This window comes from Synechococcus sp. CBW1108 (assembly GCF_015840335.1).
GTDB lineage: Bacteria > Cyanobacteriota > Cyanobacteriia > PCC-6307 > Cyanobiaceae > Cyanobium_A.
Window position 1 is genome coordinate 744,168 of sequence record NZ_CP060395.1, and the last position, 25,460, is coordinate 769,627.

27 protein-coding genes and 1 pseudogene are annotated in these 25,460 nt (G+C 65.3%); 12 read left to right on the forward strand and 16 right to left on the reverse strand.

Features of this window, described 5'->3' with window-relative positions:
- The first annotated feature begins 62 nt into the window (after positions 1-62).
- From H8F27_RS03980 to ald, 5 genes are read left to right on the forward strand one after another with little or no spacing between them, the layout of a single operon-like run.
- Positions 63-1,079 (forward strand): CNNM domain-containing protein, encoded by a 1,017-nt coding sequence (locus H8F27_RS03980; protein WP_197151427.1) that lies wholly within the window; start codon positions 63-65, stop codon positions 1,077-1,079.
- Positions 1,076-2,383, forward strand: a complete 1,308-nt coding sequence (locus tag H8F27_RS03985) for a GTP-binding protein (protein WP_197151428.1) — start codon at positions 1,076-1,078, stop codon at positions 2,381-2,383. Before H8F27_RS03980 ends, H8F27_RS03985 begins: the two co-directional genes overlap by 4 nt.
- Entirely contained in the window at positions 2,380-3,015 is a 636-nt protein-coding gene (locus tag H8F27_RS03990; RefSeq protein WP_197151429.1) for a nicotinate-nucleotide adenylyltransferase, read from the forward strand. The genes H8F27_RS03985 and H8F27_RS03990 overlap by 4 nt, the downstream gene beginning before the upstream one ends.
- Positions 3,015-4,739, forward strand: coding sequence for an NAD+ synthase (locus H8F27_RS03995; protein WP_197151430.1), 1,725 nt, complete (start codon positions 3,015-3,017; stop codon positions 4,737-4,739). Before H8F27_RS03990 ends, H8F27_RS03995 begins: the two co-directional genes overlap by 1 nt.
- Positions 4,740-4,799: 60 nt before the next feature.
- On the forward strand, positions 4,800-5,912 hold the full coding sequence (gene ald / locus H8F27_RS04000) for an alanine dehydrogenase (protein WP_197153348.1): 1,113 nt from the start codon (positions 4,800-4,802) through the stop codon (positions 5,910-5,912).
- Here ald and H8F27_RS04005 read toward each other — a convergent pair.
- The 15 genes from H8F27_RS04005 to H8F27_RS04075 form a co-directional block, all read right to left on the reverse strand.
- Positions 5,824-6,990 carry a DUF3326 domain-containing protein gene (locus H8F27_RS04005; protein ID WP_197151431.1) on the reverse strand — a complete coding sequence of 389 codons (1,167 nt, stop codon included), beginning with the start codon at positions 6,988-6,990 and terminating at the stop codon, positions 5,824-5,826. The two genes, ald and H8F27_RS04005, sit on opposite strands and share 89 nt — an antisense overlap.
- Positions 6,987-7,199, reverse strand: coding sequence for a hypothetical protein (locus tag H8F27_RS04010; RefSeq protein WP_197151432.1), 213 nt, complete (start codon positions 7,197-7,199; stop codon positions 6,987-6,989). The genes H8F27_RS04005 and H8F27_RS04010 overlap by 4 nt, the downstream gene beginning before the upstream one ends.
- Complete coding sequence (locus H8F27_RS04015; RefSeq protein WP_197151434.1) at positions 7,196-7,549, reverse strand: 2Fe-2S iron-sulfur cluster-binding protein; 354 nt, start codon at positions 7,547-7,549, stop codon at positions 7,196-7,198. Before H8F27_RS04015 ends, H8F27_RS04010 begins: the two co-directional genes overlap by 4 nt.
- Positions 7,550-7,596: 47 nt before the next feature.
- Positions 7,597-8,238, reverse strand: a complete 642-nt coding sequence (locus H8F27_RS04020) for a hypothetical protein (protein WP_197151436.1) — start codon at positions 8,236-8,238, stop codon at positions 7,597-7,599.
- 445 nt (positions 8,239-8,683) lie between these two features.
- Positions 8,684-9,451, reverse strand: a complete 768-nt coding sequence (locus H8F27_RS04025) for a putative 2OG-Fe(II) oxygenase (RefSeq protein ID WP_197151438.1) — start codon at positions 9,449-9,451, stop codon at positions 8,684-8,686.
- Between the two features lie 17 nt (positions 9,452-9,468).
- Complete coding sequence (locus H8F27_RS04030; protein WP_197151439.1) at positions 9,469-9,735, reverse strand: hypothetical protein; 267 nt, start codon at positions 9,733-9,735, stop codon at positions 9,469-9,471.
- 123 nt (positions 9,736-9,858) lie between these two features.
- Positions 9,859-10,812 (reverse strand): F0F1 ATP synthase subunit gamma, encoded by a 954-nt coding sequence (locus tag H8F27_RS04035; RefSeq protein ID WP_197151441.1) that lies wholly within the window; start codon positions 10,810-10,812, stop codon positions 9,859-9,861.
- A 16-nt stretch (positions 10,813-10,828) separates the two neighbouring features.
- A complete protein-coding gene (gene atpA, locus H8F27_RS04040; RefSeq protein WP_197151442.1) occupies positions 10,829-12,346 on the reverse strand; it encodes a F0F1 ATP synthase subunit alpha in 1,518 nt (505 codons plus the stop codon).
- 63 nt (positions 12,347-12,409) lie between these two features.
- Positions 12,410-12,958, reverse strand: coding sequence for an ATP synthase F1 subunit delta (atpH, locus tag H8F27_RS04045; protein ID WP_197151443.1), 549 nt, complete (start codon positions 12,956-12,958; stop codon positions 12,410-12,412).
- Positions 12,958-13,482: a F0F1 ATP synthase subunit B gene (locus tag H8F27_RS04050; RefSeq protein WP_197151444.1), complete on the reverse strand. Its 525-nt coding sequence runs from the start codon at positions 13,480-13,482 to the stop codon at positions 12,958-12,960. Before H8F27_RS04050 ends, atpH begins: the two co-directional genes overlap by 1 nt.
- Positions 13,479-13,949, reverse strand: coding sequence for a F0F1 ATP synthase subunit B' (locus H8F27_RS04055; RefSeq protein ID WP_197151445.1), 471 nt, complete (start codon positions 13,947-13,949; stop codon positions 13,479-13,481). Before H8F27_RS04055 ends, H8F27_RS04050 begins: the two co-directional genes overlap by 4 nt.
- A gap of 96 nt (positions 13,950-14,045) precedes the next feature.
- A complete protein-coding gene (gene atpE, locus H8F27_RS04060) occupies positions 14,046-14,294 on the reverse strand; it encodes an ATP synthase F0 subunit C (protein WP_106502337.1) in 249 nt (82 codons plus the stop codon).
- Between the two features lie 133 nt (positions 14,295-14,427).
- Complete coding sequence (gene atpB, locus H8F27_RS04065) at positions 14,428-15,147, reverse strand: F0F1 ATP synthase subunit A (protein WP_370594463.1); 720 nt, start codon at positions 15,145-15,147, stop codon at positions 14,428-14,430.
- 57 nt (positions 15,148-15,204) lie between these two features.
- Entirely contained in the window at positions 15,205-15,630 is a 426-nt protein-coding gene (locus tag H8F27_RS04070) for a hypothetical protein (RefSeq protein ID WP_231596509.1), read from the reverse strand.
- A gap of 45 nt (positions 15,631-15,675) precedes the next feature.
- A complete protein-coding gene (locus tag H8F27_RS04075; RefSeq protein WP_197151446.1) occupies positions 15,676-16,875 on the reverse strand; it encodes a bifunctional 2-polyprenyl-6-hydroxyphenol methylase/3-demethylubiquinol 3-O-methyltransferase UbiG in 1,200 nt (399 codons plus the stop codon).
- Positions 16,876-17,017: 142 nt separating this feature from the next.
- Here H8F27_RS04075 and H8F27_RS04080 point away from each other — a divergent pair.
- From H8F27_RS04080 to H8F27_RS04110, 7 genes and pseudogenes are all read left to right on the forward strand, one after another.
- Positions 17,018-19,270 (forward strand): annotated as a pseudogene (locus H8F27_RS04080) (phycobilisome rod-core linker polypeptide); the annotation flags it as partial.
- Positions 19,271-20,178: 908 nt separating this feature from the next.
- Entirely contained in the window at positions 20,179-20,664 is a 486-nt protein-coding gene (locus H8F27_RS04085; protein ID WP_197151447.1) for an allophycocyanin, read from the forward strand.
- 42 nt (positions 20,665-20,706) lie between these two features.
- On the forward strand, positions 20,707-21,195 hold the full coding sequence (gene apcB, locus H8F27_RS04090) for an allophycocyanin subunit beta (RefSeq protein ID WP_197151448.1): 489 nt from the start codon (positions 20,707-20,709) through the stop codon (positions 21,193-21,195).
- A gap of 33 nt (positions 21,196-21,228) precedes the next feature.
- Entirely contained in the window at positions 21,229-21,429 is a 201-nt protein-coding gene (locus H8F27_RS04095; protein WP_197151449.1) for a phycobilisome linker polypeptide, read from the forward strand.
- A gap of 238 nt (positions 21,430-21,667) precedes the next feature.
- Complete coding sequence (locus H8F27_RS04100) at positions 21,668-22,810, forward strand: FtsW/RodA/SpoVE family cell cycle protein (RefSeq protein ID WP_231596633.1); 1,143 nt, start codon at positions 21,668-21,670, stop codon at positions 22,808-22,810.
- A 9-nt stretch (positions 22,811-22,819) separates the two neighbouring features.
- On the forward strand, positions 22,820-23,563 hold the full coding sequence (locus tag H8F27_RS04105) for a cytochrome c biogenesis protein CcdA (protein WP_197151450.1): 744 nt from the start codon (positions 22,820-22,822) through the stop codon (positions 23,561-23,563).
- Positions 23,560-24,855, forward strand: a complete 1,296-nt coding sequence (locus tag H8F27_RS04110; RefSeq protein WP_197151451.1) for a cytochrome c biogenesis protein ResB — start codon at positions 23,560-23,562, stop codon at positions 24,853-24,855. The genes H8F27_RS04105 and H8F27_RS04110 overlap by 4 nt, the downstream gene beginning before the upstream one ends.
- Here H8F27_RS04110 and queF read toward each other — a convergent pair.
- On the reverse strand, positions 24,852-25,271 hold the full coding sequence (gene queF, locus H8F27_RS04115; RefSeq protein ID WP_197153353.1) for a preQ(1) synthase: 420 nt from the start codon (positions 25,269-25,271) through the stop codon (positions 24,852-24,854). The genes H8F27_RS04110 and queF overlap by 4 nt on opposite strands.
- Positions 25,272-25,460 lie beyond the last annotated feature (189 nt).

Sequence of the window (25,460 nt, forward strand, 5' to 3'; positions counted from 1 at the left end):
CACCGGGCCAGGCGTTGGCAGAGACGATTGAATAGGGGCATGGCGAGTGGCAAACCGGCCCAATGAACGACCTGCTCGCCCTGGCGCTGCTGGTGGTAGTGGTGATCGCCGGATCGGCCCTCTGCTCTGGCGTGGAGGCCGCCCTGCTCACCGTGAATCCGGTGCGGGTGCATGAACTGGCGGCCCGCAGCCAGCCCGTTCGGGGCGCCCGCCGGCTGGAGCAACTGCGTCAGCGGCTGGGCCGCACCCTCTCGGTGCTGGTGATCGCCAACAACGTGTTCAACATCTTCGGCAGCTTGATGCTGGGTGGCTACGCCGCCATCGTGTTCAAAAGACTGGGAATTGGGGGCATCGCCCTGCCCCTTTTTTCCGTGAGCCTCACCGTGCTGGTGATCCTGCTGGGCGAGATCCTGCCCAAGGCCCTCGGCAGTCGCCTGGCCCTGCCGGTAGCCCTGAGCAGCGCACCCACCCTGGCGGTGATCGCCCGGCTAATGCTGCCGCTGGTGCTGGTGCTGGAACAGCTGCTGCCGGCAATCACGGCCGACAACGAGATCAGCACCGACGAAGAGGAGATCCGGCAGCTGGCCCGCCTGGGCTCCCAGAAAGGCCAGATAGAAGCCGACGAGGCGGCCATGATCGCCAAGGTGTTCCAGCTCAACGACCTCACCGCCCGCGACCTGATGACGCCGCGGGTGGCGGCCCCAACCCTGGAGGGCGCGGCCAGCCTGGAGCAGCTGCGCAGCATCTTGCTGGCCAACAACGCCGAGTGGTGGGTGGTGCTGGGCGAGGAGGTGGATGAGGTGCTGGGGGTGGCCAGCCGCGAGCGCCTGCTCACCGCCCTGCTGGAGGGTGAGGGCGGCCGCAACGCCGCTTCCCTGAGCGCGCCGGTGGACTACGTGCCGGAGATGATCCGGGCCGACCGGCTGCTAACCGGCTTCCGTCGCAACAGCACCGGCGTGCGGGTGGTGGTGGATGAATTCGGCGGCTTCGTCGGGGTGATCGGGGCCGAGGCGGTGCTGGCGGTGCTGGCGGGCTGGTGGCGCCGGCCCCAACCGGCGGGCGAGACGGGCCGGCCATGAGCCAGGTTCCCGCCACGCCGGAGCGCTGCCGCCTGCTGCTGGAGCAGTGGCGCAGCCAGCTGCAGCTCAGTGGCCGCGAGCAGAGCCAACTGGGGGGCCAGCTGCAGGCCCTGGACCATCAGCTGGATCGACTGCAGCAGCGGCGGCTGCGGGTGGCCGTGTTCGGCCGGGTGGGGGTGGGCAAGTCGAGCCTGCTCAACGCCCTGTTGGGCCAGGCCGCCTTCGCCACCGACGTGGCCCATGGCTGCACCCGCCACCAGGAGGCCCGGGCCTGGGATCAACCGATTGCCGGCCTGGCGCAGGTGGAGCTGGTGGACACCCCCGGGATCGATGAGATCGCCGCCGCCGCCCGGGCCCGACTGGCGGCGCGGGTTGCCCTGAGCTCAGACCTGGTGCTGCTGGTGCTCGACGGCGATCTCACCAGCGTCGAGCACGATGCCCTCTCGCCCCTGCTGGCCAGTGGCAAGCCCCTGCTGCTGGTGCTCAACCGTTGCGACTGCTGGAGCGAGCAACAACAAACCGCCCTGATCGCCAGCATCCAGCGACGCCTGCCGGCGGCGGCCCGCCACCTCGAGCTGATCCCGGTGGCCGCCGCCCCCCGCCAGCCGGAGCTGCTGGCCGATGGCCGGGTGCGCAGCGTGACCCAGCCGCCCCGGGTGAGCCCCCTGCGCCGGGCCCTGGTGGACCTGCTGGAGCAGCACGGCGAGCTCCTGCTCGCCCTCAATGCCCTGGCAGGGGCCGAACGCTTCCACCTGGCCCTGCAGCGCTGGCGGCTGGGGGCCAGTCGCCAGGCGGCCCAGAGCCTGATCGGCCGCTTCGCCGCCATCAAGGCCACGGGCGTGGCCGCCAACCCGCTGGTGTTGCTGGATCTGGCCGGTGGCCTGGCCTGCGACACCGCCCTGGTGCTGCAGCTTTGCCAGCTCTACGGCCTGCCCATGGGCGGCGCCGGTGCCCGCCAGCTCCTGCAGAGGTTATCCGGCCACAACGCCCTGCTGGGCGGCGCCCAGCTCGCAATCCAGCTGGCCCTGGGAGCCCTGCGCCAACTGCTGCTGCTGGGGGCACCCTTTACGGCGGGGCTGAGCCTGGCCTCTGCGGCGCCGGTGGCCCTGGCCCAGGCGGCCCTGGCGGTACACACCACCCGGCTCACGGGCCGGCTGGCGGCCGCCGAGCTGCTGCGGGGGGCCCAGCGGGGGGGGCGCCCAGGGGCCCTGCTGCGACGCCTGGCCCAGAGAGATCCCCAGGTGCGCCTGTGGCTGGGCGAGCGAAGCGAGCCCCCAGCAAACCTGCAGGCCCTGCTGCCATGAGCGGCGGGGTCGTCAAGGCCGATGAGGGGCCCCTCGCCCTGTTCGGCACCAGCGCCGACCCACCCACCCGCGGCCACCAGGTCCTTCTGGAGGGCCTAGTCCAGTCCTATCCCGAAGTGGCCACCTGGGCCAGCGACAACCCGCTCAAGCAGCACGGCGCGAGCCTGGAACAGCGTTCAGCCCTGCTGGGACAGCTGGTGGCCGCCATCGGCAACCCCCGGCTCAGCCACCGGCAGGAGTTGAGCAGCCCCTGGGCAATCTCCACCCTGCAACGGGCCGCAGCTGCCTGGCCAGGCCGCGAACTGGTGTTTGTGGTCGGCAGCGACCTGGCCCCCCAGATCCCCTCCTGGAAGCAGGTCGAGGCCGTTTTGGATCGCTGCGTGCTGGCGATCGCCCCCAGGGCCGGCTGGCCCCTGCAGCCGGGCTGCCTGGAGCAGCTGGAAGGGCTCGGCGGGCGGGTAGTGATCCTTGGCCTGCAAGTGCCCGCCAGCGCCAGCTCGGCCCTGCGCCAGAACCCCGATCCAAGCCAGATTCCGGCCAGCCTGCTGCCCCTACTGCTCGAGCACAATCTCTACGGCCTGGGCGATCCGAGCCTCACCCGCCACTCCACCAGCCACTCCACCAGCCCCTGATGCGCCTCGCCCTGGCCCAACTCAATCCGCTGGTGGGGGATCTGGCGGGCAACGGCAAGCTAATCCTGGCCGCCTGCCACCAGGCCGCCGCCCAGGGGGCCGATCTGGCGCTCACCCCCGAACTCTCCCTCTGGGGCTACCCCCCGCGGGACCTGCTGCTACGCCCCAGCCTGATCGCCAAGCAGGGCGTCGTGCTCGACCAGCTGGCCGCCGCCCTCGCCCGGGAGCTGCCCCGGCTGGCCGTGCTGGTGGGCATGGCCGAGCCCTCCGGCGCGGCGCCGTTGCCCAACCTTTTCAACGCGGTGGCCCTGGTGGAAGCCGGCAGCTGGCGCGTGGTGGCCCGCAAAAGGCTGCTACCCACCTATGACGTCTTCGACGAGCAGCGCTACTTCTGCGCCGCCACCGGGCCCAGCGTGCTGGAGCTTGAACGGGGCGGCCGGAGCTGGCGCCTGGGGCTAACGATCTGCGAAGACCTCTGGGTTGAGGAGGAACTGCAGGGCCACCGCCTGGCTGGTGCCGATCCCGTCGCCGACCTGCTCTCAAGCCGCATCGACCTGCTGCTCAACCTCTCGGCATCCCCGTTCGGCCAGGCCAAGGTGGCCCTGCGCCAGAGCCTGGCCGCTCGGGCCGCCGCCCGGCTGGGCTGCCCGGTGGTGTACGTGAATCAGGTGGGCGGCAACGACGAGCTGGTGTTCGACGGTGCCAGCTTCGTTCTGGCTGCCACAGGTGGGGGCGAAGCCGACAGCAAAGTGGTGTGCCAGCTGGCCTGCAGCCGCGTCCTGGTGGCCTGCTGGGATGGTCGCGGCGAGGCCAGCTGCCCTTCCCCCGCCCAGCTGCCCGAACCGCTCGAGCAGCTGTTTCGGGCCCTGGTGCTGGGGGTGGCCGACTACGCCCGCAAATGCGGCTTCCAGCAGGCCCTGCTGGGCCTCAGCGGCGGCATCGATTCGGCCCTGGTGGCGGTGATCGCCGCCGCTGCCCTGGGGGGCGCTCGGGTGCGGGCGCTGCTGATGCCCTCACCCTGGAGTTCGGAGGGCTCCCTGCGCGATGCCAGGGCCCTGGCGGCTCGCCTGGGGCTGGGCAGCCACACCGCCGCCATCGCTCCGCTGATGGCCAGCTTCGACACCACCCTCACCCCGGTGCTCGGCGGCCCACCAGGGGGCCTCAGTGCCGAAAACCTGCAGTCGCGCATCCGCGGCACCCTGTTGATGGCCGTGGCCAACCAGCAGGGCCAGCTGCTGCTCTCCACCGGCAACAAGAGCGAGCTGGCCGTGGGCTACTGCACCCTCTATGGCGACATGAACGGTGGCCTGGCCGTGATCGGCGACCTCTACAAGACCCAGGTCTTCGCCCTCTGCGCCTGGCTCGATTCGACCGCAGCAGGCCCCTGTCGCCGCGAGCTGGGGCTGCCGGAGGACGGCGAGCTGGTGGGGCGGGCAATCCGCGAGAAACCCCCTAGCGCCGAGCTGCGGCCAGACCAGCTCGACAGCGATTCCCTGCCCGACTACGCCGTGCTGGATCCAATCCTGAAGGACTACATCGAAGCCCTGCGCAGCCCGGAGGAGCTGGTTGCCAGCGGCACCCCTGCGGAGCTGGCCCATCGGGTGATGCAGCTGCTGCGCCGGGCCGAATTCAAACGGCGCCAAGCCCCACCCCTGCTCAAGATCGGGGCGCGGGCCTTCGGTAGCGGCTGGCGGATGCCGATCGCCGCCGCCAACCTGGAGTGACGACCCAGCAGCTGAACCATGGCAGCCCCCAGCCAAAGCGCCGCGAGCCTCACCGCGCCGATGGCCAGCATCGGTGTTCCGGCTGAGATCAAGCGCGATGAGCAGCGTGTAGCCCTCACCCCCGACGCCGTGCGCGAGCTGGTGGGCCAGGGCATGGACGTCAGAATCCAGGCAGGAGCTGGCCTGGGGGCAGGCTTCAGCGACGACCAGTTCGGCGCTGCCGGGGGCCGCCTGGTGAATGCCGAAGAGGCCTGGGCCGCCCACCTGGTGGTCAAGGTCAAGGAGCCCCAACCAGAGGAATTCGCCTTCCTGCGCCCCGACCTGTTGCTGTTCACCTACCTGCACCTGGCGGCCTATCAGGATGTGGGCCGGGCCCTGCTGGCGGCCGGCACCACGGCGGTGGCCTACGAAACCGTCCAGCTCGAAGACGGCAGCTTGCCCCTGCTGGCGCCGATGAGCGAAATCGCAGGCCGGCTGGCGGCCCAGGTGGGAGCCCACCTGCTGGAGAAGCCCCACGGCGGGCGCGGCATCCTGCTGGGCGGCTGCACCGGCGTAAAGCCGGCCCGGGTGCTGGTGCTGGGGGCGGGCAGCGTCGGCTGGAATGCGGCCCGGATCGCCGCTGCGATGGATGGGGAGGTGTACCTGCTGGATCGCTCACCGCAGAAATTACGCAGCCTCGACACCTATCGCCAGGGCCGACTGGTCAGCCTGATCAGCAGCCCCAGCCTGATCGAGCATCTGGTGCCGGAAACCGACCTGCTGATCGGCGCCGTGCTCACCGCCGGCGGCCGCGCCCCCACGCTGGTGAGCGAAGAACTGGTGCGGCAAATGCGGCCGGGCTCGGTGGTGGTGGATGTGGCCATCGATCAGGGCGGCTGCATCGCCACCAGCCAGGAGACCACCCACACCGATCCGGTCCACAGCCTGCACGGCGTGCAGCATTACGCCGTCGGCAACATGCCCGGTGCCGTGCCCTTCACCTCCACTGAGGCGCTGGTGAGCGTCACCCTGCCCTACATCCTGGCCATCGCAGGACGGGGCCTGGTGGAAGCCCTCACCGATCGCCCCGAACTGGTTTCCGGCCTCAACACCATCGATGGTTCCGTATGCCATCCCAGCGTGGCCAGGGCCCTGGGAGTGGCCAACCGCCACCCGATGGCCTGCCTGCGCTGAGCCGCTCCCCCAGCGGCCGCCGCAACACCCCCGGATCGATCCCCTCCCGCAGGGCGAGCACCAGCCCAGCAGCCTCGGCATAGCTGGCGGCCGCCAACACCTCCAGGCCCAGGGCCTGGGCCGACACCTCCAGCAGGCAGGGGTTGTGCACCGCTACCACCGGGATTCCCCGCTCAGCGCAGGCCAGCACAGCTTCACCGCCGAGGGCACCAGCTGGGGCGACCACGGCGCCGATGGCGGCCGCCGTCAGCAGGCTTCCAGCCGGCCCCAGGCCAATCCCATCGCCATAGGGTTGGCCCGCGGGGCCCAGCGGCACCAGATCCGGCGCCCGGCTCAATCCCACCAACACGCAGGGCAGGAACGTATGGCCCAGCTCCTCCGCCGCCGCCCTGGGATCCAGATCCGGATCCATTGGCAGCGGCTGCAAGGCAGGGGCATGGGCGCAGGGGATGCCCAGGTGGCGCACCAGCAGATGGCTGATCACCGCCTCGGCGCCGGCCAGGCCATCGACCCCGGCGCCATGGCGATAGGCGGCCAGGGCCTCGCTATCGGGATCGTCGGGGAAGCGGGCCACCACGGCGATGGCGCTGGCTCCTGCCAGTACCAGCTTTTCGCCGGCGCGCAGCAGGGCATCTGGGCACTCCAGGCAGCCCCAGCTGGCGCCACTGGAGCCCAGGCTCAGGCCCACTCCCAGGGGCTCGTCGCTGATGAGCACCGGGCCGATCGCCAGACCCAAGCTGGCGCGACAAGCCTCGGCCGCTTGAATCTGGCGCTGACGCAACTCCGGTTCGATGCCCGCATCCAGCAGCAATCCCACCCGCCGGCCAGCCACCGGTGCCAGGGCCAGCTCGCCGGCCGCGAAGCGATCCAGGGCCCAGCCCTCCACATATTGAATGCGCCGATCACTCCAGTAGAGGGCGGCCCCATTCATCACATTGGGATGGGTGATCAGGCAGCCGCTGGCCGCCGCCAGCAGCCGGGCCGCCGGCAGGCCATCGCCGGCATAGCCGCCTAGGGCGCAGCCCACCCCGGTGGGGATTACCAGCAGGGTGGGCAGGGGAGGAGGGGAAGCGCTCACGATCGCGTCGGTGCCGGAGCGTCACCCACCAGCAGCACCGCCTCAATGTGGAGGCCCCGCCCCGGTTCGGCGGCGGTGATCGCCCAGCGCAGCAGCTCGGCCCCGGGCCCCGCCTGCTCCTGGGCGGCCGTCAGCAGAGCCGGCCGCAACTGGCTCAGCTTTGGCCCCTGCAAGGGCTTAAACCAGAGCTGCAGCAGCTCCAGCCTCACTTCTGGTATTGGCCAAACTGGGCTTCGTAGAGGGCATCCTCCTGGCCGGCCTTCAGGTGCAGATCGGACTGGGGCAAGGAGACACAGAGCAGGGCATAGCCCTGCTGCTGCAGCTCAAGCTTGACGCCCATGGCGTCCGCCTGCAGCACGGTGCCCTCAGTGATCAGGGCCGCACAGGTGGTGCAGACCCCCGAACAGCAGGAACTGGGCAGGGGCACCCCAGCCGCCTCTGCCGCCGCCAGCACGGTCTGGTCGCTGCGACAGGGGAAGGTATGGGTGATGCCATCGAGATTGGCCTGGATCTCAAAGGTGGGGGTTGCACTCACCGAATTGACTTGCTTTGAAATCATATTGGCTGAACGCGAGCCAGAGGTTGAAATTTGCTCACCCCTTGCAGTCAGGATTCAGATTCCAGCCCAGGCTGGGACTTAGTGGGGTAGTGAGCTTTCAGGCTGCTACTGGAGGCCATTCGCTTGCGTAGACGGCGGCTCCAGCCGAAGGCAGCGGCAATACCAAGCAGGGGCAGAGGGCCTGGAACATCCGCAGGCCCAGGAGCCGCGGTAGGCCCATTGAAGCTGCTGATCGTTGTGATTCCGGCGCCGCCCATAGAATCAGTGCTGTACTGCCTAAAGCCAAACACATCTCCTGTACCCACAGCAAAACTTGTTGAACCAGCCTGAATTAATGCCCCTAAGTCATCAGTGAGCTGCGTAAAAGCTCCATTCAATAGATAGGCAAAAGGATCATAAGTTGGATCAATGTCGGAAGTAGAATAAGACCAGTTGAAACTTACGGTTCCCGCGCTGGGTGCTGTGATAGTGAAATCCGTGTCTTGAGTAGCGCTTGCAACCCCTCCATCGGCGCTCGTTAAGGTAACGCTGTTTGGAGCGCTACTTGTGTCAATGGAGCCGTTGCCCTGAATTTGGGTCCAGTTGGCTGGGGCGTAGTAACCAGCAAACTGGGTTAAGGCTTGGGCTGGGGTGGCCGCAAGGCCAAGGGCTGCGCCAGCAAGGGCGATCGGAGCAAGCAGCCTGGCCAAGCGCGCTGGCTTGCCGCAGGGCTGGCTCAGGTTGGAGGCTTCTGGAAAAGCCTGGAAGGCGGAGTGGTGCTTCGGCAATTGCGACCAGCAGCCTAAAGGGCTTCAAGCATTGACTTCCCGATCTAGAATTGTCAAGCCCCCAGCCCAGATTCTGTCTTGAACAGACAGCGGCCTGTCTTCGTATGCCACCCGTCGTGCAAAGGGGGTGATGCTGCCAGAACAGAGCTGGCCCCTCATCAGATGGAAGAGCAGCTGCAGCGGCTGAATCGTTCCGAATGGGCCAGCCGATCTCCCGACAGCTACCCGGCAGGACGCCTGGGGCACATACCAGCAGACTGCAAAAGGGCAAACCCATACCGTGCAGTCTTGTAGGACTTTGGACTGCTTGGTTCCCAGGGCCTCGGAACCGCCGCGCTGAGATCCTGGGCCCTATGCAGCCTTGGGGTTACCAAGTCACCGCCAACCAATCAGCCGGATGGGGCGCCAGGTATTCAGCAGAGCTGGCCAGTGATCTCTCCGCCGTTATTGCAGCTTGCAGCGCTGGCGGGGCGGTGAGCACCAGATCCATGCTGATCGAGAAGCGTCTGTCCTCGGGGTCCTCGTTCTCCAGAACCGCGTGATCGACGCTGGCTGGAAACAACACCAACAAGCCCGCCCGCGGCGCCAGATCAAACCAGGGCGCATTCCACTGGGCCATGGCTGGGGTGCCTGGCCGAATCGGCCCCCCATGGCCCACCGCCAGGCCTGGCACGAGCTCGTTTAGCTGCTGCGGGGGGTAGAGCCGCAGACAGCCACCGCGCCCACTGCCATCGCCATTGAGGTAGTACACCGCGCTGAGATGGGCATTGGGGTGGTGGTGGCGGCCCACTACCTGGCCCAGCTCACTCACCACAGGCCAGCAGCGCTGTATGTGCAGGCAGATCCGATCGAGCCCGAAGCCAAGGGCCTCCAGATAGCCCGCGGCATGGCCTGCGATTGCGGTGACCAGAGGCGCAAAGAGCGGCTGGTTATGCAGCTGCCACACCCCGTTGAGATCGCCGGTCCAGGCACAGCCAGGATCAGGATTGCTGGCGGCGCCGCCCCGCAGGGCCAGCAGGGCCTGCAGCTGGGCAGCCAGCTCGAGCGGGTCTGGGCGCAGCTGAACCTGACCGAGGGCCACCGGGAACAGGGGCTGGATCACCAGCGATCCAGGGGCAGGCAAAGGCGGGGGCATGGCGATTGGAGAAGGATTCATCCTGATGGCGCATGGGCGGCGCTTAGAAGGTCCATCGCCGCCAGAGTGATGCCAAGTCGCTGCAGCTCAGCCGCCAGGATGGCCGAAAGGCTGCAGCGCTCTTGCGCAAACCATTGATCAAGCTGGGAAGAGCGACGCTCCAACAGCATGCGCATCGCATTTGTGTCGAGCATGAAGCGTTGCTTCATGGGCACAGTATGTGCAGCAACGACGATGGGACCCAGCGTAAGTCGACTTAACTGCTCAACCAGCACCACAACCACCTGGTCGATGGTGTGGATACTGGATTCACTGCGCTCGAGCAGCTGGGAATTTGGTGGCCCGGGATCGCTTCCAAGATGCCTATCGCCCTAAGCGACGCCGCCTACCCAGCTACTAGCTGAAGCTCAACCCATGGAGGCAGAACCACCCACCACTTCCAGGATCTCCTGGGTGATGGCTGCCTGACGGGCCTTGTTATAGTCGAGGGTGAGACTCTTGGCGAGCGCCTTGGCGTTGTCGCTGGCGTTGTTCATGGCCGTCATCCGGTTGGCCAGCTCCGAGGCCGCAGCCTCCTGGAGGGAGCGCAGCAGCTGGTTCTCCAAATAGAGGGGCAGCAGGGCATTGAGCAGCTGGTCCGGACTTTGGTCAAAGACAATGTCCGAAGGCAGACGGGGCTGCTCGTTGGCAGTGGTGCCAAGCTCCACCCCAAGCTGGCCCTCCCGGGTAGTGAGACGGAAAATCTCATCCTCGGGGATGGCAATGCCTTGGGGATCTAGAGGCAGGAGGGTCTGAATAACGGGCTTGGAGCTCACCAGGTTGACAAACTTGGTGAAAATGATCTCGACACGATCAGTGGAGCCGGAGAGGAACTCAGCCAGCACCTCATTGGCGATGCCCATGGCCTCGCTGGCCTTCGGCACCTGCTCCAGGCCGGTGAAGGTGGCCCGGATCGTGTAGAGGCTGGCCCGATTCTGGAAATAGGTGATCGCCTTGCGGCCAATCAGCACCAGATCCACCTTGTAGCCCTGGCTGGAGAGTTCGGCGTAGCGCTGTTCGGTGCGCTTGATGATGTTGGCGTTGTAGCCACCGCACAAACCTCGATCGCCGGTTACCGACAGCAGGGTGATGGTGGTTACATCCCGTTGCTCCAGGAGGGGAGCTTCGGCGTCTTCAAAGCGCATGCGCGACTGGAGGTTTTCCAGCACGCGGGCCAGGCGGTCGGCAAAGGGCCGGCTGCGCAGCACCTGCTCCTGGGCGCGGCGCACCTTGGCAGCCGCCACCAGACGCATGGCCTCGGTGATCTTGCGGGTGTTCTTGACCGAACCGATCCGGTCACGGATGTCTTTGAGGTTTGCCATTGGGTGATGCCCCTGCTCAAACGGAGGCGAGCATGGTCGACTTCACCTCATTGATGGCTTCCTTGAGCATGGCTTCAGCCACTTCGCTGAGCTGCTTCTCGGTCTGCACCTTGGAGATGAAATCGGCCTTGTTGCTCTTGAGATACTCCCGCAGTTCACGGCAAAACTGCACAACCAATTCCACTGGAACCTCATCGATCAGGCCCTTGACGCCGGCATACACAACAGCCACCTGCTCAGCGAGGATCAGGGGGCTGAACTGGGGCTGCTTGAGGATCTCGCGCAGCCGCTTGCCGCGACCAAGCTGGGCTTGGGTGGCGGCATCGAGGTCGGATGCAAACTGGGAGAAGGCGGCCAGTTCGTCAAACTGGGCCAGCTCCAACTTGAGGGTGCCGGCGATCTTCTTGATGGCCTTGGTTTGGGCCGCACCACCCACCCGGCTCACCGAGATCCCCACGTTGATGGCTGGACGCAGGCCGGAGTTGAACAGGTCGGAGCTTAAAAACACCTGGCCATCGGTGATAGAGATCACGTTGGTGGGGATGTAGGCCGACACGTCGCCAGCCTGGGTTTCGATAATGGGCAGGGCGGTCATCGAGCCCTTGCCCATGGCATCGCTCAACTTGGCAGCCCGCTCCAGCAAACGGCTGTGGCAGTAGAACACGTCGCCGGGGTAGGCCTCCCGACCGGGCGGGCGCCGCAGCAGCAGGGACATCTGGCGGTAGGCCTGGGCCTGCTTGGTGAGGTCGTCGTAGATCACCAGGGTGGCCTTGCCCTTGTACATGAACGACTCGGCCAGGGCCGCACCTGTGTAGGGAGCGAGGTATTGGAGAGCGGCGGCCTCTGAGGCACTGGCCGCCACCACGATGGTGTAGTCGAGGGCACCCTTCTCGCGCAGCACCTCCACCACGTTGGCCACCGAGGCAGCTTTCTGACCCACTGCCACATAGACGCAGACGACGTCTTCGCCCTTCTGGTTGATGATCGTGTCGATCGCAATGGCGGTCTTGCCGGTCTGGCGGTCGCCAATGATCAGCTCGCGCTGGCCCCGCCCGATGGGAATCATCGAGTCGATGGCGGTGATGCCCGTCTGCATGGGCTCGTGCACCGATTTGCGCTGGATGATGCCAGGCGCCATCGATTCGATCAGGCGGGTTTCGGTGGTAGCGATGTCACCCTTGCCGTCAATGGGCTGGCCGAGGGAATTGACCACCCGACCCAGCATGGCGTCACCCACGGGCACGGCGGCGATCTTGCCGGTGGCCTTGACCGTGCTGCCCTCCTGAATGCCGCGCCCCTCACCCATAAGCACCACGCCGACGTTGTCGTCTTCCAGGTTGAGGGCGATGCCCTCGGTGCCATCCTCAAACTGAACTAGTTCGCCGGCCATCACCTGCTGCAGGCCGTAGACCCGGGCGATGCCATCGCCGATCTGCAACACCGTTCCGACGTTGCTGACCGATACCGACCTGTCGTAGTCCTCAATCTGCTGCTTGAGGATGGCGCTGATCTCGTCGGGGCGGATGGAAACCATGGGAGGAAGTCCCCACAAGGGGAGCTGATGGAAGGGAGGGCGGTGAAGTGGAAGGGGTGGTAGCTAGCCCACCTGGGCAAGCGCCAGACCAAGGCGACGCACCTGACCAGAAAGGCTGGCATCGATCACCTGGGAGCCCATGCTGACGATGAAGCCCCCGATCAGGCTGGGATCGACAACGAGGTCGAACTCCACGGCCTTTGAACCGGCGATCGCCTGCACTTTTTTATTGAGCTCGGCCTGCTGCTCAGCGGTGAGGGCCGCCGCCGAGGTGACCTTGGCCAGGGTGATGTGGCGCAGCTCGCGGTAGAGCTCCAGGAAGCGAATCATGACCGCATCCAGCATGGGTAAGCGTTGGCGGTCGGCCAGCAGCTTGAGCAGGTTCTGAACGCTGGGGGTGACCTGGTCGTTAAAAATTTTGCCCAGGGCAGCCTTCTTGGCGTCGGGCTCCAGCAGGGGCGAGGCCAGGGCCGCCTGGAGTTCGGGACTGGAATTGAGCACCGCCAGTACTTCCTTGGCCTGCTCGGCCACGGTGTCCGTTTCCTTGCGGGCCTCTGCCACCTGAATCAATGCCTCGGCGTAGGGGGTGGCAATGGAATTGAGGAGAGGCATCAGGCTTTCCCTAGGGTCTTGATGGACTGGTCGATCAGCCGCACCTGGGCATCACCATCGAGTTTGCCCGGCAGGGAGGCCAGGGCCCTAGCGATGGCGCGGTTGGCCGCTTCGCGACGCAACTGGTCTGTAACTCGGGCAGCCTCGGCACCTAGGTCGGCCATGGCGCCCTGCTTGAGTCGTGCCATCTCCTGGATAGTGCGGTTTTCGCTTTCCAGCCGCAGGGCCTGGGCGCGGGCCTGGCCATCGGCGCGGATCTGCTCTGCCTTCTGCTGGGCTGCGGCTAGCCCCTGCTGGGCCTCGGCCAGGGCAGTGGTGGAAGACGCGAGGCGCTGCTCAGCATCCTGGAGATCGCTGAGGATTGCATTGCGACGGCGCTCGAGAATGCCGCCGAGGAAACCTGGCAGAAACTTCCAGAGCCCGAAGATGACAATGGCCAGGTTGATGATATTGGTCTCAAATAAATTGAGATTGAGACCAAAGCCGCCGTGGCTGGCGAGCAGGGTGGGAATCAGGGGGGTCATGGGGTGGCCAGCAAGCGGGACACGATCAGGTCACCGAGCTTGTCGGCATCCATGTTGAGCTGGGTCATCGCCTGATCACGTTGGGCATCGATCTCGCGGCGGGCCTGCTCCCGGGATGAGTTGGCCTCGGCAGTGGCCAGGGCAAGGGCTTCGCGATAGAGGCGATCCATCTCCTGCTCAGCCTCAAGAATCAGCTTCTGGGACTGCTGTCGAGCGTCCTTGAGCTGCTCCCTGAGATCGGCTTCCAGGCGCTCAACCTGGGCCAGCTTCTGCTTGGCCTCGGCACGGCTGGTGGAGATGAAGCTTTCGCGATCCTCCACCGCCCGGCCAACGGGACGGAAGAACAGCGAATTCAGAATGAAGGTGAGGAGAACCACCTGCACCGCCATCAGCGGCAGGGTGGCATCGAGGTCAAAGAGACCTCCCTCAGGGACACCTGCTTCGGCGAGCAGAAGCCAGCTGGTCATTGGGGCGAGGGCGCTGGAACGATCGGGCGAGTGGGGACTGGCGTGAGGCGGGAAACAAGGGGCTCAAGCCCCCGCCTTCCACGCCTCACGGAACAATCAACCTGCGAAGGGGTTGGCGAACAGCAGCACCAGGGCGACCACGAGGCCGTAGATGGTGAGCGCTTCCATGAAGGCCAGGGACAGCAGCAGGGTGCCGCGGATCTTGCCTTCGGCTTCGGGCTGACGTGCAATGCCTTCAACGGCGCCGCCAGCTGCGGTGCCCTGACCGATGCCGGGGCCGATGGCACCGAGGCCGACAGCCAGGCCAGCAGCCAGAACAGACGCAGCGGAGGTGATGGAATCCATGGTGGAGTGGGGGATGGGAGTCGCGGTTATGGCGCGTAGTGGAGCTGGGTTCAAACCCGGCGCTTGGGACATCCCTAATGGGGATGGGCCCGGGGTGCGGCCGGACCTGCGCGAGGCAGATTTAGCAGAGCGCCTAGTGGTGCTCCTCGTGCACCGCCTCACCGATGTAGTAGGCGGCAAGGGTGGCGAAGATCAATGCCTGGATGGCGCTTGTGAACAGGCCCAGGAACATGGCCGGCAAGGGCACAATCAGGGGCACCAAAAACGCCAGCACTGCCACCACCAGTTCGTCCGCCAGAATGTTGCCAAACAGACGGAAGGAGAGGGACAGGGGCTTGGTGAAATCCTCGACGATCTTGAACGGGAGCATGATCGGCGTCGGCTCCACGTAGTACTCGAAATAACGCAGGCCCTTGCGGCTCAAGCCCGCATAGAAATAGGCCAGCGAAACCAACAGGGCCAGGGCGATGGTGGTGTTGATGTCAGCGGTGGGAGCGCCGAGCTCACCACTGGGCAGATGGATCAGCTTCCAGGGAACCAGGGCGCCGCCCCAGTTGCTCACGAAAATGAACAGAAACAGGGTGCCGATGAAGGGCATCCAGTCGCGATAGGCCTTCTCGCCGATCTGCTCCCTGGAGAGGTCGCGGATGTAGTCCCACACGAACTCGAGCAGGTTCTGGGTGCCGCGGGGATCCCGTTCCAGCTTGCGGGTACCCACCACCACCAGGGCCAGGAGAGCTCCGATCACAACCCAGGAGCTCAGGAAGACCTGGCCATGGATCTTGAGATTGCCAAGCTGCCAATAGAGGTGTTTACCAACCTCCAATTCGGCAAGGGGAAGGGTGAGAGGCATTGGAGCCAGCGAGGGGGGAGTTCGGTATCGCCGAAGCGACGGAACGGTGGGAAAGTTTTAGCTGTCGAAGACAGCCTGGAGAATCAGGGCCGGCTTGTAGAGCAAAAAGCCCAGCAGGGCCGGCAGGATTGAAAGCTGGGGCAACCTGGAGGCCACCAGCACCAGGACCACGGGCACCAGCAGCTGGGTTCTGCTCAAGCGGCGGGAGTTTTCTCCAAGCCGGGTAACGCTGCGGCTGAGCAGCCACAGGTAGAGCAAGCCAGCCACGGATCCCACCAACAGGCTGAAGGCCGTGGCTAGGGATCCGGCGATGGCGGTGACCACCACGACAACTGCAGAAAGCAGCATGGTGGCGACCAACAGCCGGCGCTGGAGCCGAAAATAGCTGTCCATTCCATTGCTGGAATCTCCATCACTGGAATCGGCCGGGGCACGATCCCCAACGACGGGGACATCCACCTGGCTAGGGAGGGAAATCGACAAGCGCTTAACCCCCCTGTAAGGCGCGCGGAATCTATCACGTGCAGGTCACAACACCGGCAGCAACAGCCGCTGCTCCAACAGCTGGCGGGCCACCGCCGCCCGGGTGGCGGCTGGCCAACCCAGGGGCAACTGGCCGATCGAGAGGTTGGGAGCCTGCTCGAGCGCCCGCATTAGCTCAAAGCTCTCCTGGCTCAGGCTGAGCGGCTGCAGATCCGGGCCCATCAAGCTGGTGGAGGGCCAGCCCCACAGGCAGCGGTTCACCTCCCCCCGGGCAGCTAGCAGGGCGGCATCGGCGCTCCAATCGGCAACGGAGACCGGGCCCTTGCTAAGGAAAAACTCAAAGTGACTGATGTCGGGGTCGAGCTCCTCCACCAGGCTCCACTGCTGGCGGGGGCTGAGGTCCTGGGCCCGCTCCAGCAGTTCGCCCTGGAGTAAGCGGGCCGGTGACCACACCTCGGGATTGGAAAAACCGGCGAACTCCAGGCCAGCCGTAGCCACAAAAGCCAGCAGACGCTCGATGTTGTAGCTGGTCTCCTGGGGGTGGAGATACATGTCGGCGAAGTTGGCATCGGCTGCCGTGTCGAGGGCCCAGCGCTGCTCGTGGTGACGGCGCAGCCTGTTGGTTTCAGGCAACTGGGCCAGCAGCTGCCTGCCCAGGTGCAGGCCCGCCTCGTCCGTGCCCGCACCCAGCAGGGCCAGGGCCCGTTGGGTGCGATGGATTTCCCAGCGGCCGCCGTCGGCGTAGAGGAAAAGATGCACCAATCCCCCGGGTCGCAACAACCCCGCCAGGGCCCCCAGCCCCTGCTCTGGTTCGCGCAGGTGGTGCAGCACCCCCACCGAATTGATGTAGTCAAAGGGGCCCTCACCGGCCAGGTCGAGCAGGCTGCGCTGCTCGATGCGCAGCTCCTCCACCTGGGCGGCCGCGCCAGAGCGGCGAGTGCGCTGCCGGGCCACCTCCAGGGCCCCGGCGCTGATATCCACCGCCAGCACCGCAGAGCCTGGGTTGAGGTGACAGAGGTAATCGGTGCTGACACCGGTGCCGCAGCCGGCATCCAGAATTCGCCAGCGGCGGGGGCCGCTGCCGGCCCGGGGGGGCAGGCAGCCGGTGGCTGCTGCCCAGGCACTGTCAACGCACCAGCGCCAGTTGTAACCAGGAGGTGGCCCGTCCTGAAGGGGGTCGCCCGGGTAGGGGAAGCGGTCGTAGAAGGCGCTCACCACCGGCGTGGCGGCATCACTGGCGGGCACGGCGGCATCGGCGGCTACATGCCGAGCTTTTCACGGCCGCCCACCCCCAGGCTCAGGAGCTCCGGCTGCAAACATTTGTTCAAGGCCGGGCTGGGCCCAATGGGCCAGCCGTAACGTGACCAAACCCGGTTCGCTCCTGTCAATGACCGTGACCGCCAGCAGCGGCAGCACCAGGGTTGCCGCCCAGCGCTACGACACCCTGCCGCTTTCCAGCGTTCGTCAGGCGGAGCAACAGGACCGCTTCCCCGACGGCGGGGAGCTTGAAACGCTGAAGGCGTTTTACCAGAGTGGCCAGCAGCGCTTAGAAGCTGCACGCCGCATCTCTAAAAACGCTGATTTCATCGTGGCCAAGGCGGCCAACCGGATCTTCTCCGGCGGCACGCCGCTCTCCTACCTCGACGCGCCGCTGAGCACCTCCGGCCCCAGCGCCAGCGACGCCACCCCCTTGGCCGCTGACCAGGCCGCCTTCCAGCGTTCGGTGCAGACCTTCGCCCAGGGCACCGGCAACTCCAGCGGCAACCTAATCACACGCTTACTCGAAAGCACAGGTGGCGACGCCGATGTAAGGGTTGTGCTGCCCACCGGCTTCAGCCCGATTGCCGTGGGCCGTTACGGCACCGATCGGATGCGCAAGTCGCTGCGCGACATGGGCTGGTTCCTCCGCTATGTGGGCTACGCCCTGGTGGCAGGAGACCCCAGCATCCTGGCCGTGAACACCCGCGGCCTGCGCGACATATTGGAGAAGGCTTGCTCCTTGGCGGCTACCAATGTGGCCCTGCAGGAAATGCGCGCCGCAGCCGCCGGCCTCTGCAAAGACAACCCCCAGGCACGCGAGCTGGTGATCCAGTACTTCAACGTGCTGCTCGCCGAACTGCAGGTGGCCACTCCAAGCACCCGGCAGCGCCTCGGCAGCCCTGAAAGTCAGGGCCTCCAACTGCCTGCCATTTATGCCCTAGCCGCTGACGGTAAGCAGCGCTTCATCATGCGGCCGCGCCTAAGTGGTGCCCAAAAGGCCGAAGTGATTCGGGCCGCCTACCGCCAGGTGTTCGAGCGCGACATCGCCAAGGCCTACAGCCAGACGCCCTGCCCGGTCGAAGCCACCCAGGTGCGTCAGGGCCAGCTGTCGATGCGGGAATTCATTCGCTCCCTCGGCCACAGCAAGGAATATCGCCAGCAGTTTTTCGGCCGCTTCTCCAATAGCCGGGCGGTTGAGCTGGCCTTCCGCCACTTCCTCGGTCGCGGCATCAGCTCACGTGAGGAATTTACCCGCTACTTCGACATCGTCAGCGTCCAAGGCCTGAATGGCCTAGTGGATTCCCTGATCAACACCCAGGAATACGCCAGGGTGTTTGGCGAGGAAACCGTGCCCTATCTGCGCGATCTCGGTGAAGAAGCCCAGGAGAGTGCCGGCTGGGGATCAAACCGCAAGCTGTTCCGCTTCAGCGCTCCCTTTGAAGGTGCGCCCCAGTACGTCACCCTTTACGCCTCCTATCGCCAACCCTTCGCAGATCAGCATGTCTACGGCGGGGGTAACGATCCCCTGGCCCTCAACTACGGCGCGATTTTCCCTTCCGGCACCGCTTCGGTGGCCACCAGGCCCGCCCCCTATGGCTACGACAGCCGCCGCATCCTGATCGGCAATGGCCTGGCCCAGCCTGGCCAGATGGACAGCGTCCAGTTCCGCAAGGCCACTCCCCGCCGAGTGGGTCCCAAGGTTGTGCGGCTCCAGCAGATTGCAACCGGCGGCAGCTCCGTGCCCCGCCGCGGCGGCCAACCCAGCATTCGTGGCACTGAAGCCAGCACCCAGGCAGTTATTAATGCGGTCTATGTGCAAGTTTTAGGCACTGCTGGCTATGCCGGAGAGCGCAATAAAGTTGAGGAAATCAAGCTCGAGAACGGCGATATCAGCCTGCGAGAGTTTATCCGCCAGGTCGCCCGTTCCAAGGCCTTCCGCCGCCGGTATTGGAGCGGCCTTTACATCACCAAGGCCATCGAGGTGATCCATCGCCGGCTGCTAGGTCGCCCAACCTTCGGGCGATGGGAAATTGACGGCTACTTCGATACCGCAGCCCGCACCGGCTTCTATGGGGTAGTCGACGGGATTCTCAACAGCAGCGAATACAACGAAACCTATGGCGAAGACACAGTCCCCTACGAGCGTTTTGTCACCGCTACTGATCGAAATGCCCGCAAGGTGCCCGGCCTCAACCGCCCCTTCGACGCATCTTCCTATGCCAATGAATTTGCCCAGGACAAACGTCCAAACGTGCCCGTTGATCAGACCATACGCACTACCGGGGATATAACCAATCGAAATTTGTCGGCGCGCCGGCAGATTGTCGTGGGGAGCTGGACAGCCCAGACCGTCGGAGGCGAAACCATGAAGGCATCTCAGCCCCAAGACAACTTCACCCCGGGACCAGGCAGCATCCGTCAAGCACCTGCACCGAGTCGCCGCTGGAAGCAGACCCCTATGTCCAGCAACGCCCTCTGAAGCCTCAGCACAGCCTGCCGCTGTGGAGCTGATAAACTGCTCGAAAGCACATAGGGTTTGTCAACCGGCCAGGCGCCACCATGGTGAGCCAGATTCATACAGGATTACCCCAAGGGCAAAGCCGCCGCCAAAGCGTGGGGCGCCTTGCTTAGCCTGAACGCACCAGTAGTGAAACCCAGTGCAACAAGAGCTGGAAAGCGTCTACAAGTATCTGCTAAATAGAATCACTGTTGCTGAATAGCCCATAGGAAACATCTAATTCCAATTACACAACCAGCAACTCACGGTGGAGGAGCTGGTTAGCAAAGTAGCTGGCAACGAACATTTCCAACGACGCCTGAACCGCATGGCACCCCTACGCACTGCTTCATCGGACTATCTCGCCCTGCTCGGTCGAGCTCCCCAACTCGATGAGGTGAGCGCATTCCCGTGATCACGGTGATCCGCACCCGAAGATTGCGTTCCTAGCCCAAAAACCCCTCCCGGAGACACTTCAGGCGAAGGAGGGGGATGATTCATGACAACAATTGTCGCAAAAGTTGAGCCGAAAGTCGAAACAAGTGGGGCGGTTAGCGGAGCAAAATGATGAATAATTGCTACGCCAAGCCGCTGTCGCCAAAATTGAACAAAGCCATTGCGCCGCAGCGGGTTCTCCTAACACAAGCGCCGTGAAGAACTGTTACCGCCAAGGGGGCGGTGATTGGGCTTTGCCGCAGAATGATTAGGTGATCGGCGCAAGTCGATCCATTCCCTTACCCACCGGATATCGGTCTCCTTCAAGGCGGCCGCTTGTTTCGAGGCAGAACTGCATGAGCATCGTCTCCAACTCGATCATCAACGCGGATGCGGAAGCCCGCTATCTCAGCCCTGGTGAACTCGACCAGATCAAGTCCTTCGTGGCCGCTGGTCAACGTCGTATTCGGGTCGCCCAGGTTCTAGGCGAAAGCCGCGAGCGCATCGTCAAAACCGCTGGTGGCGCGCTGTTTCAGCGGCGTCCCGACGTGATTTCTCCCGGCGGAAACGCGTACGGCGAGGAGATGACCGCTTCGTGTCTTCGCGACATGGACTACTACCTGCGCTTGGTGACCTACGGGATTATCGCCGGCGATGTAACACCCATCGAAGAGGTTGGAATCATCGGAGCGAAGGAGATGTATCGCTCGCTCGGGACTCCCCTCGATGCCATGGCGGAATCCGTGCGTGAAATGAAGTCGGCTGCCATGGGCCTACTCACCGGCTCTGACGCCGAGGAAGCTGGCTTCTACTTCGACTACGTCATTGGCGCCCTCTCCTAAGACAGCGTTCTTTTACTACTCCCCGCCACCAAAGCTGGATTCATGCAAGACGCCATCACGAACGTAATTAATCAGGCCGACGTTCAGGGCCTGTACCTGGACGACTCGGCTATGGGCCGCTTAGAGCAGTACTTCACCAGTGGTGAACTGCGCGTTCGCGCCGCTGCCACCATCAGCTCGAATGGTTCAGCAATCATCAGAGAGGCCGTGGCCAAGTCGCTGCTCTATTCGGACATCACCCGTCCGGGCGGCAACATGTATACAACCCGTCGCTATGCAGCCTGCATCCGCGACCTGGACTACTACCTGCGCTACGCCACCTACGCCATGCTGGCCGGTGACACCTCGATCCTGGACGAGCGGGTGCTCAATGGTCTCAAGGAAACCTACAACTCCCTAGGCGTGCCCATCGGCGCCACGGTCCAGTCGATCCAGGCCATGAAGGAGACCACCGCTTCCCTGGTGGGTCCGGATGCCGGTCGGGAAATGGCCGTTTATTTTGATTACATCTGCTCCGGCCTGGGCAACTGATCCCTGCCAGCGGCACACCCGAGGATCATCTCCATGCGTCTGTTCAAGATCACGGCCTGCATCCCCAGCCCGGAAAAGAGCCGCACCCAGCGTGAGCTTCAGAACACCTATTTCACCAAATGGGTGCCCTACGACAGCTGGTTTGCTGAACAGCAGCGAATCATGAAGCAGGGCGGCAAGATTCTCAAGGTGGAACTGGCCACGGGCCGCCGCCAACAAAACGTCGGCAACTGAGCTCCCGGCCAGGCCGAATCCCCTTAGCAACCCAGAGCCCGGCCCAGGCCGGGCTTTTTTATGGGCCATTTTTGGTTAACCATTCCCCACCGGAGGCTCGACAACCACCCCTGGTGCACGGCTGAATGGGGCCTCGTGATGGCGTTTTCCAAGCCATCCCCACCTTCAGCCATTGGCTCGAACCGCAACCCGCCGTCGCAACAGCGAACCGCCCCCCCGTTCCAAAAAAGCTTGGGGCCTGTTGCCCTTGCCATGGGAGCAGTGGCCCGCAGAAGCGCGCCTGCTGCTGGCGATGGTGGGCCTGTGGAGCGGAATCGGCCTGCTGGTGCTCACCTCGGCCAGTTGGTGGGTCGCCGAACGGGAAATGGGGGATGGAGCCTTCTATCTCAAGCGGCAGCTGATCTGGATGGTGGCCAGCTGGGGGTTGCTCTGGCTGGGCCTGAGCACCAGCCTGCGGCGTTGGTTGCATCTGGCTCCCCTGGGCCTGTGGGGCGGCATCCTGCTGATCGCGGCCACCCTTGTGATGGGCAGCACCGTCAACGGTGCCAGCCGCTGGCTGGTGATCGGGCCGGTTCAGCTCCAACCATCGGAATTGGTCAAGCCCTTCCTGGTGCTGCAAGGGGCCGCCCTGTTTGCCCACTGGAAACGCATCGGCATCGACCAGAAACTGCTGTGGCTAGGGGTGTTTGGGGCCCTGATCCTGCTGATCCTCAAGCAGCCCAACCTCAGCACAGCCGCCCTTTCCGGCTTGCTGCTCTGGCTGATGGCCATGGCCGCCGGCCTCTCGATGCCCCTGCTGCTGGGCGCGGCCGGAGCTGGGGGGCTGCTCGGCATGGGCAGCATCATGCTCAACGAATACCAGCGCATCAGGGTGGTGTCTTTCCTCAATCCCTGGAGTGACGCCCAGGGGGATGGCTACCAGCTGGTGCAGAGCCTGTTGGCAATCGGCTCGGGAGGCTTGTTGGGGGAAGGGTTTGGCCTTTCCACCCAGAAGCTGCAATATCTGCCGATTCAGAGCACCGACTTCATTTTCGCGGTGTTTGCCGAGGAGTTTGGCTTTGTGGGCTCGGTGGGGTTGCTGCTGTTTTTGATGCTGTTTGGCTTCGTGGGGCTGCGGGTCGCCCTGAGCTGCCGCAGCAACCAGCAGCGGCTGATCGCCATTGGCTGCACCACCCTGCTGCTGGGCCAGTCGATCCTGAATATCGCCGTGGCCAGCGGCGCCATGCCGACCACAGGCCTGCCCCTGCCCCTGATCAGTTACGGCGGCAATTCCCTGATGGCCAGCCTGCTGGTCTGCGGCTTGCTGATCCGTTGCTCCCTGGAAGCCGGTGGCCTGGCCCCTACTCCCCGCCGCCGCCGCCGCACAGCACCTGCCCGATAGGCTGGGTCCATGATCAGCCTTGGGCCCCAATTGGCCGACTGGGCCCGCACTAGCGAGGCCCTGCTGCAGCACTCCCTAGCCAGCCCCACCCCGAGCACCGTGGCTGTGGTTTTTGCCGGGGGTCTGCTCACCAGCCTGGGCCCCTGTTCCCTCTCGCTGCTGCCGGTGACCCTGGCCTACCTGGCCGGCTTCAGCGGCCCTGCCGGCAGCCAGGAACTGGAGCGCCAGGCCCCCTGGAAGCGCAGCCTCAGCTTTGCCGCTGGCATCGTGGCAGCCCTGGTGCTGCTCGGCCTGGTGAGCGGCTTCCTGGGCCGCATCTACGGCCAGATTCCCGGGCTCGTACCCATCGTGGTGGCCCTGCTGGCCCTGCTGATGGGCCTCAATCTGCTGGGCCTGCTCAGGCTGCCTCTGCCCGCGGGGCCCGATCCTGAGATTTGGCGCCGCAAAGTGCCTGCCCCGCTGGCACCTCTGGCCGCTGGCCTGGCCTTCGGCCTGGCCGCAACCCCCTGCACCACCCCCGTGCTGGCAGTGCTGCTGGCCTGGATGGCCCAGAACGGCAAACCCCTGGTTGGGATGCTGCTGCTCAGCAGCTTTGGCGCCGGCCAGGTGGTGCCGCTGCTGCTGGCCGGCACCGCCGCCGCCAGCCTGCCCGGCCTGCTCAGCCTGCGCCGCGTCGGCCAATGGGTGCCCCCGATCAGCGGGGTGGTGCTGGTCACCACCGGGGCCGTCACCCTGGTGGCCAACTGGAGATGAAGGCCCTCCCCCGGCTGGTGGCCCTGATCTCCGATCTGCGCCTGGCGATCGTGCTGCTGCTGGTGATAGCCATCGCCAGCGGCGTGGGCACAGCCATCCCCCAGCGGGAAACGGCGGAGTTTTACCATCGGCTCTACGACCCCCAGCCCTGGCTTGGCCTGCTACCTGGCGAAGGGGTACTGGCCCTGCAGCTCGACCACATCTATTCCAGCGGCTGGTTTCTGGGATTACTGGCCTGGCTGGCCCTGGCCTTGCTGCTGTGCAGCTGGCGGCGCCAATGGCCCGCCCTGCGGGCATCGCTGCGCTGGATTGACTACCGCAAGCCGCGCCAACTCAGCAAGCTGAGCCTGGCCGAAAGCCTCGCCACCGACCAGCCCGGAGCAAGCCTTGAAAAGTTGGCCCAACTGCTGCAGGGCAAGGGCTGGCAGATCCGCCGCCAGGGGGATCGCCTGGCGGCTCGCAAGGGGCTGCTGGGCAAGGTTGGCCCCCTGCTGGTACACGCCGGCATGGTGGTGCTGATGCTGGGGGCCGCCTGGGGGGCCGTGGCAGGCCAGCGTGCCGAGCAATACCTGGCCCCCGGCCGCAGCCTGGAGCTGATGGATAGCCGGGGCAGCAGCAAGCTCACCCTCGCCCTCGACAACTTCTCCATCCAGCGCGATCCGGCCGGCCGGCCAGAGCAATTCACCTCCCAGCTGCGCATCCTCGAAGGCGATGGCAGCGGCGGCAGCCTGCTGAAACAGGCCCAGATCAGCGTGAACCACCCCCTGCGCTTCCAAGGGGTGACCCTCTACCAGGCCGACTGGGCCCTGGCGGCAATCAGCCTGCAGCTGGGCAGGAGTCCGCTGCTGCAGTTGCCCCTGCAGAGCTTCCCCCAGCTGGGCGAGCAGGTGTGGGGACTCGTGCTGCCGACCCGCCCCGATGGCAGTGAGCCTGTGCTCCTCAGCCTGGGCAGTGAGCAGGGACCGGTGGAGGTGTACGGCGCCGACGGCAGCCCCTTGGGCCAGATCAGCCCCGGCGGCGAAGCGTTGGAGGTCAAGGGTCTACCCATCCGGGTGGCGAGCGTGCTGCCCGCCAGTGGCATCCTTTTGAAACGAGATCCAGGGGTGCCGCTCGTCTACGCAGGCTTCGCGATCGCCCTAGCCGGCGGGGGGCTCAGCCTGGTGGCAACCCGCCAACTCTGGGCGATCGCCGAAGAAGGGCCTGGCCCGGGCCAGCTGCATGTGGCGGGCCTTTGCAACCGCAACCTCACCGGCTTTGCCGCCGAATTGCCCCAGCTGCTCAGCCAGCTTTAACAGGCAAGCCGGCTGCCGTGGCTCACCCGCACCACGGTGTGCACGTTGCCGCGGGGATGGAAGTCTGCCTCCAGCTGCATCCACTGGGGCTCGGTAGCAGCCACAAGATCATCGAGGATGCGGTTTGTGACCTCTTCGTGGGAGATGGCCCGGTCGCGGTAGCTGTTTACGTAGAGCTTGATCGCCTTGAGCTCTACCACCCTGGGGCCAGGCTGGTAGATCAGGCGCAGCACCGCAAAATCCGGGTAGCCCGAAAAAGGGCACTTGCAGGTGAATTCCGGCAGCTCAATGGAGATCTCGTAGGCCCGGCCCGGCCGGGGGTTGTCAAAACAGATCAGCTCCGCCTCGGCGATGGCCCGCTCGCCATAGGCGGGGGTGAGGGTGCGATCGGAAACGGCAGCAGGGCTGGAAGACATGGAAAGGCGATAGGGCCCGGCCAGAAACCGGCTGAAGGCCAATCCTAGGAACGGGCCCAGACCTGCCTGCCAGTTGTGCTGGCCGGTAGCCACAGCTACCACGATCGCCCCGGCACTCGGGCCTAATAGGCCTGTCAGCTGCCCTCGGCAGCGGGCACCTGAGAGACTTCCCATCAGCATCAGCTGCTT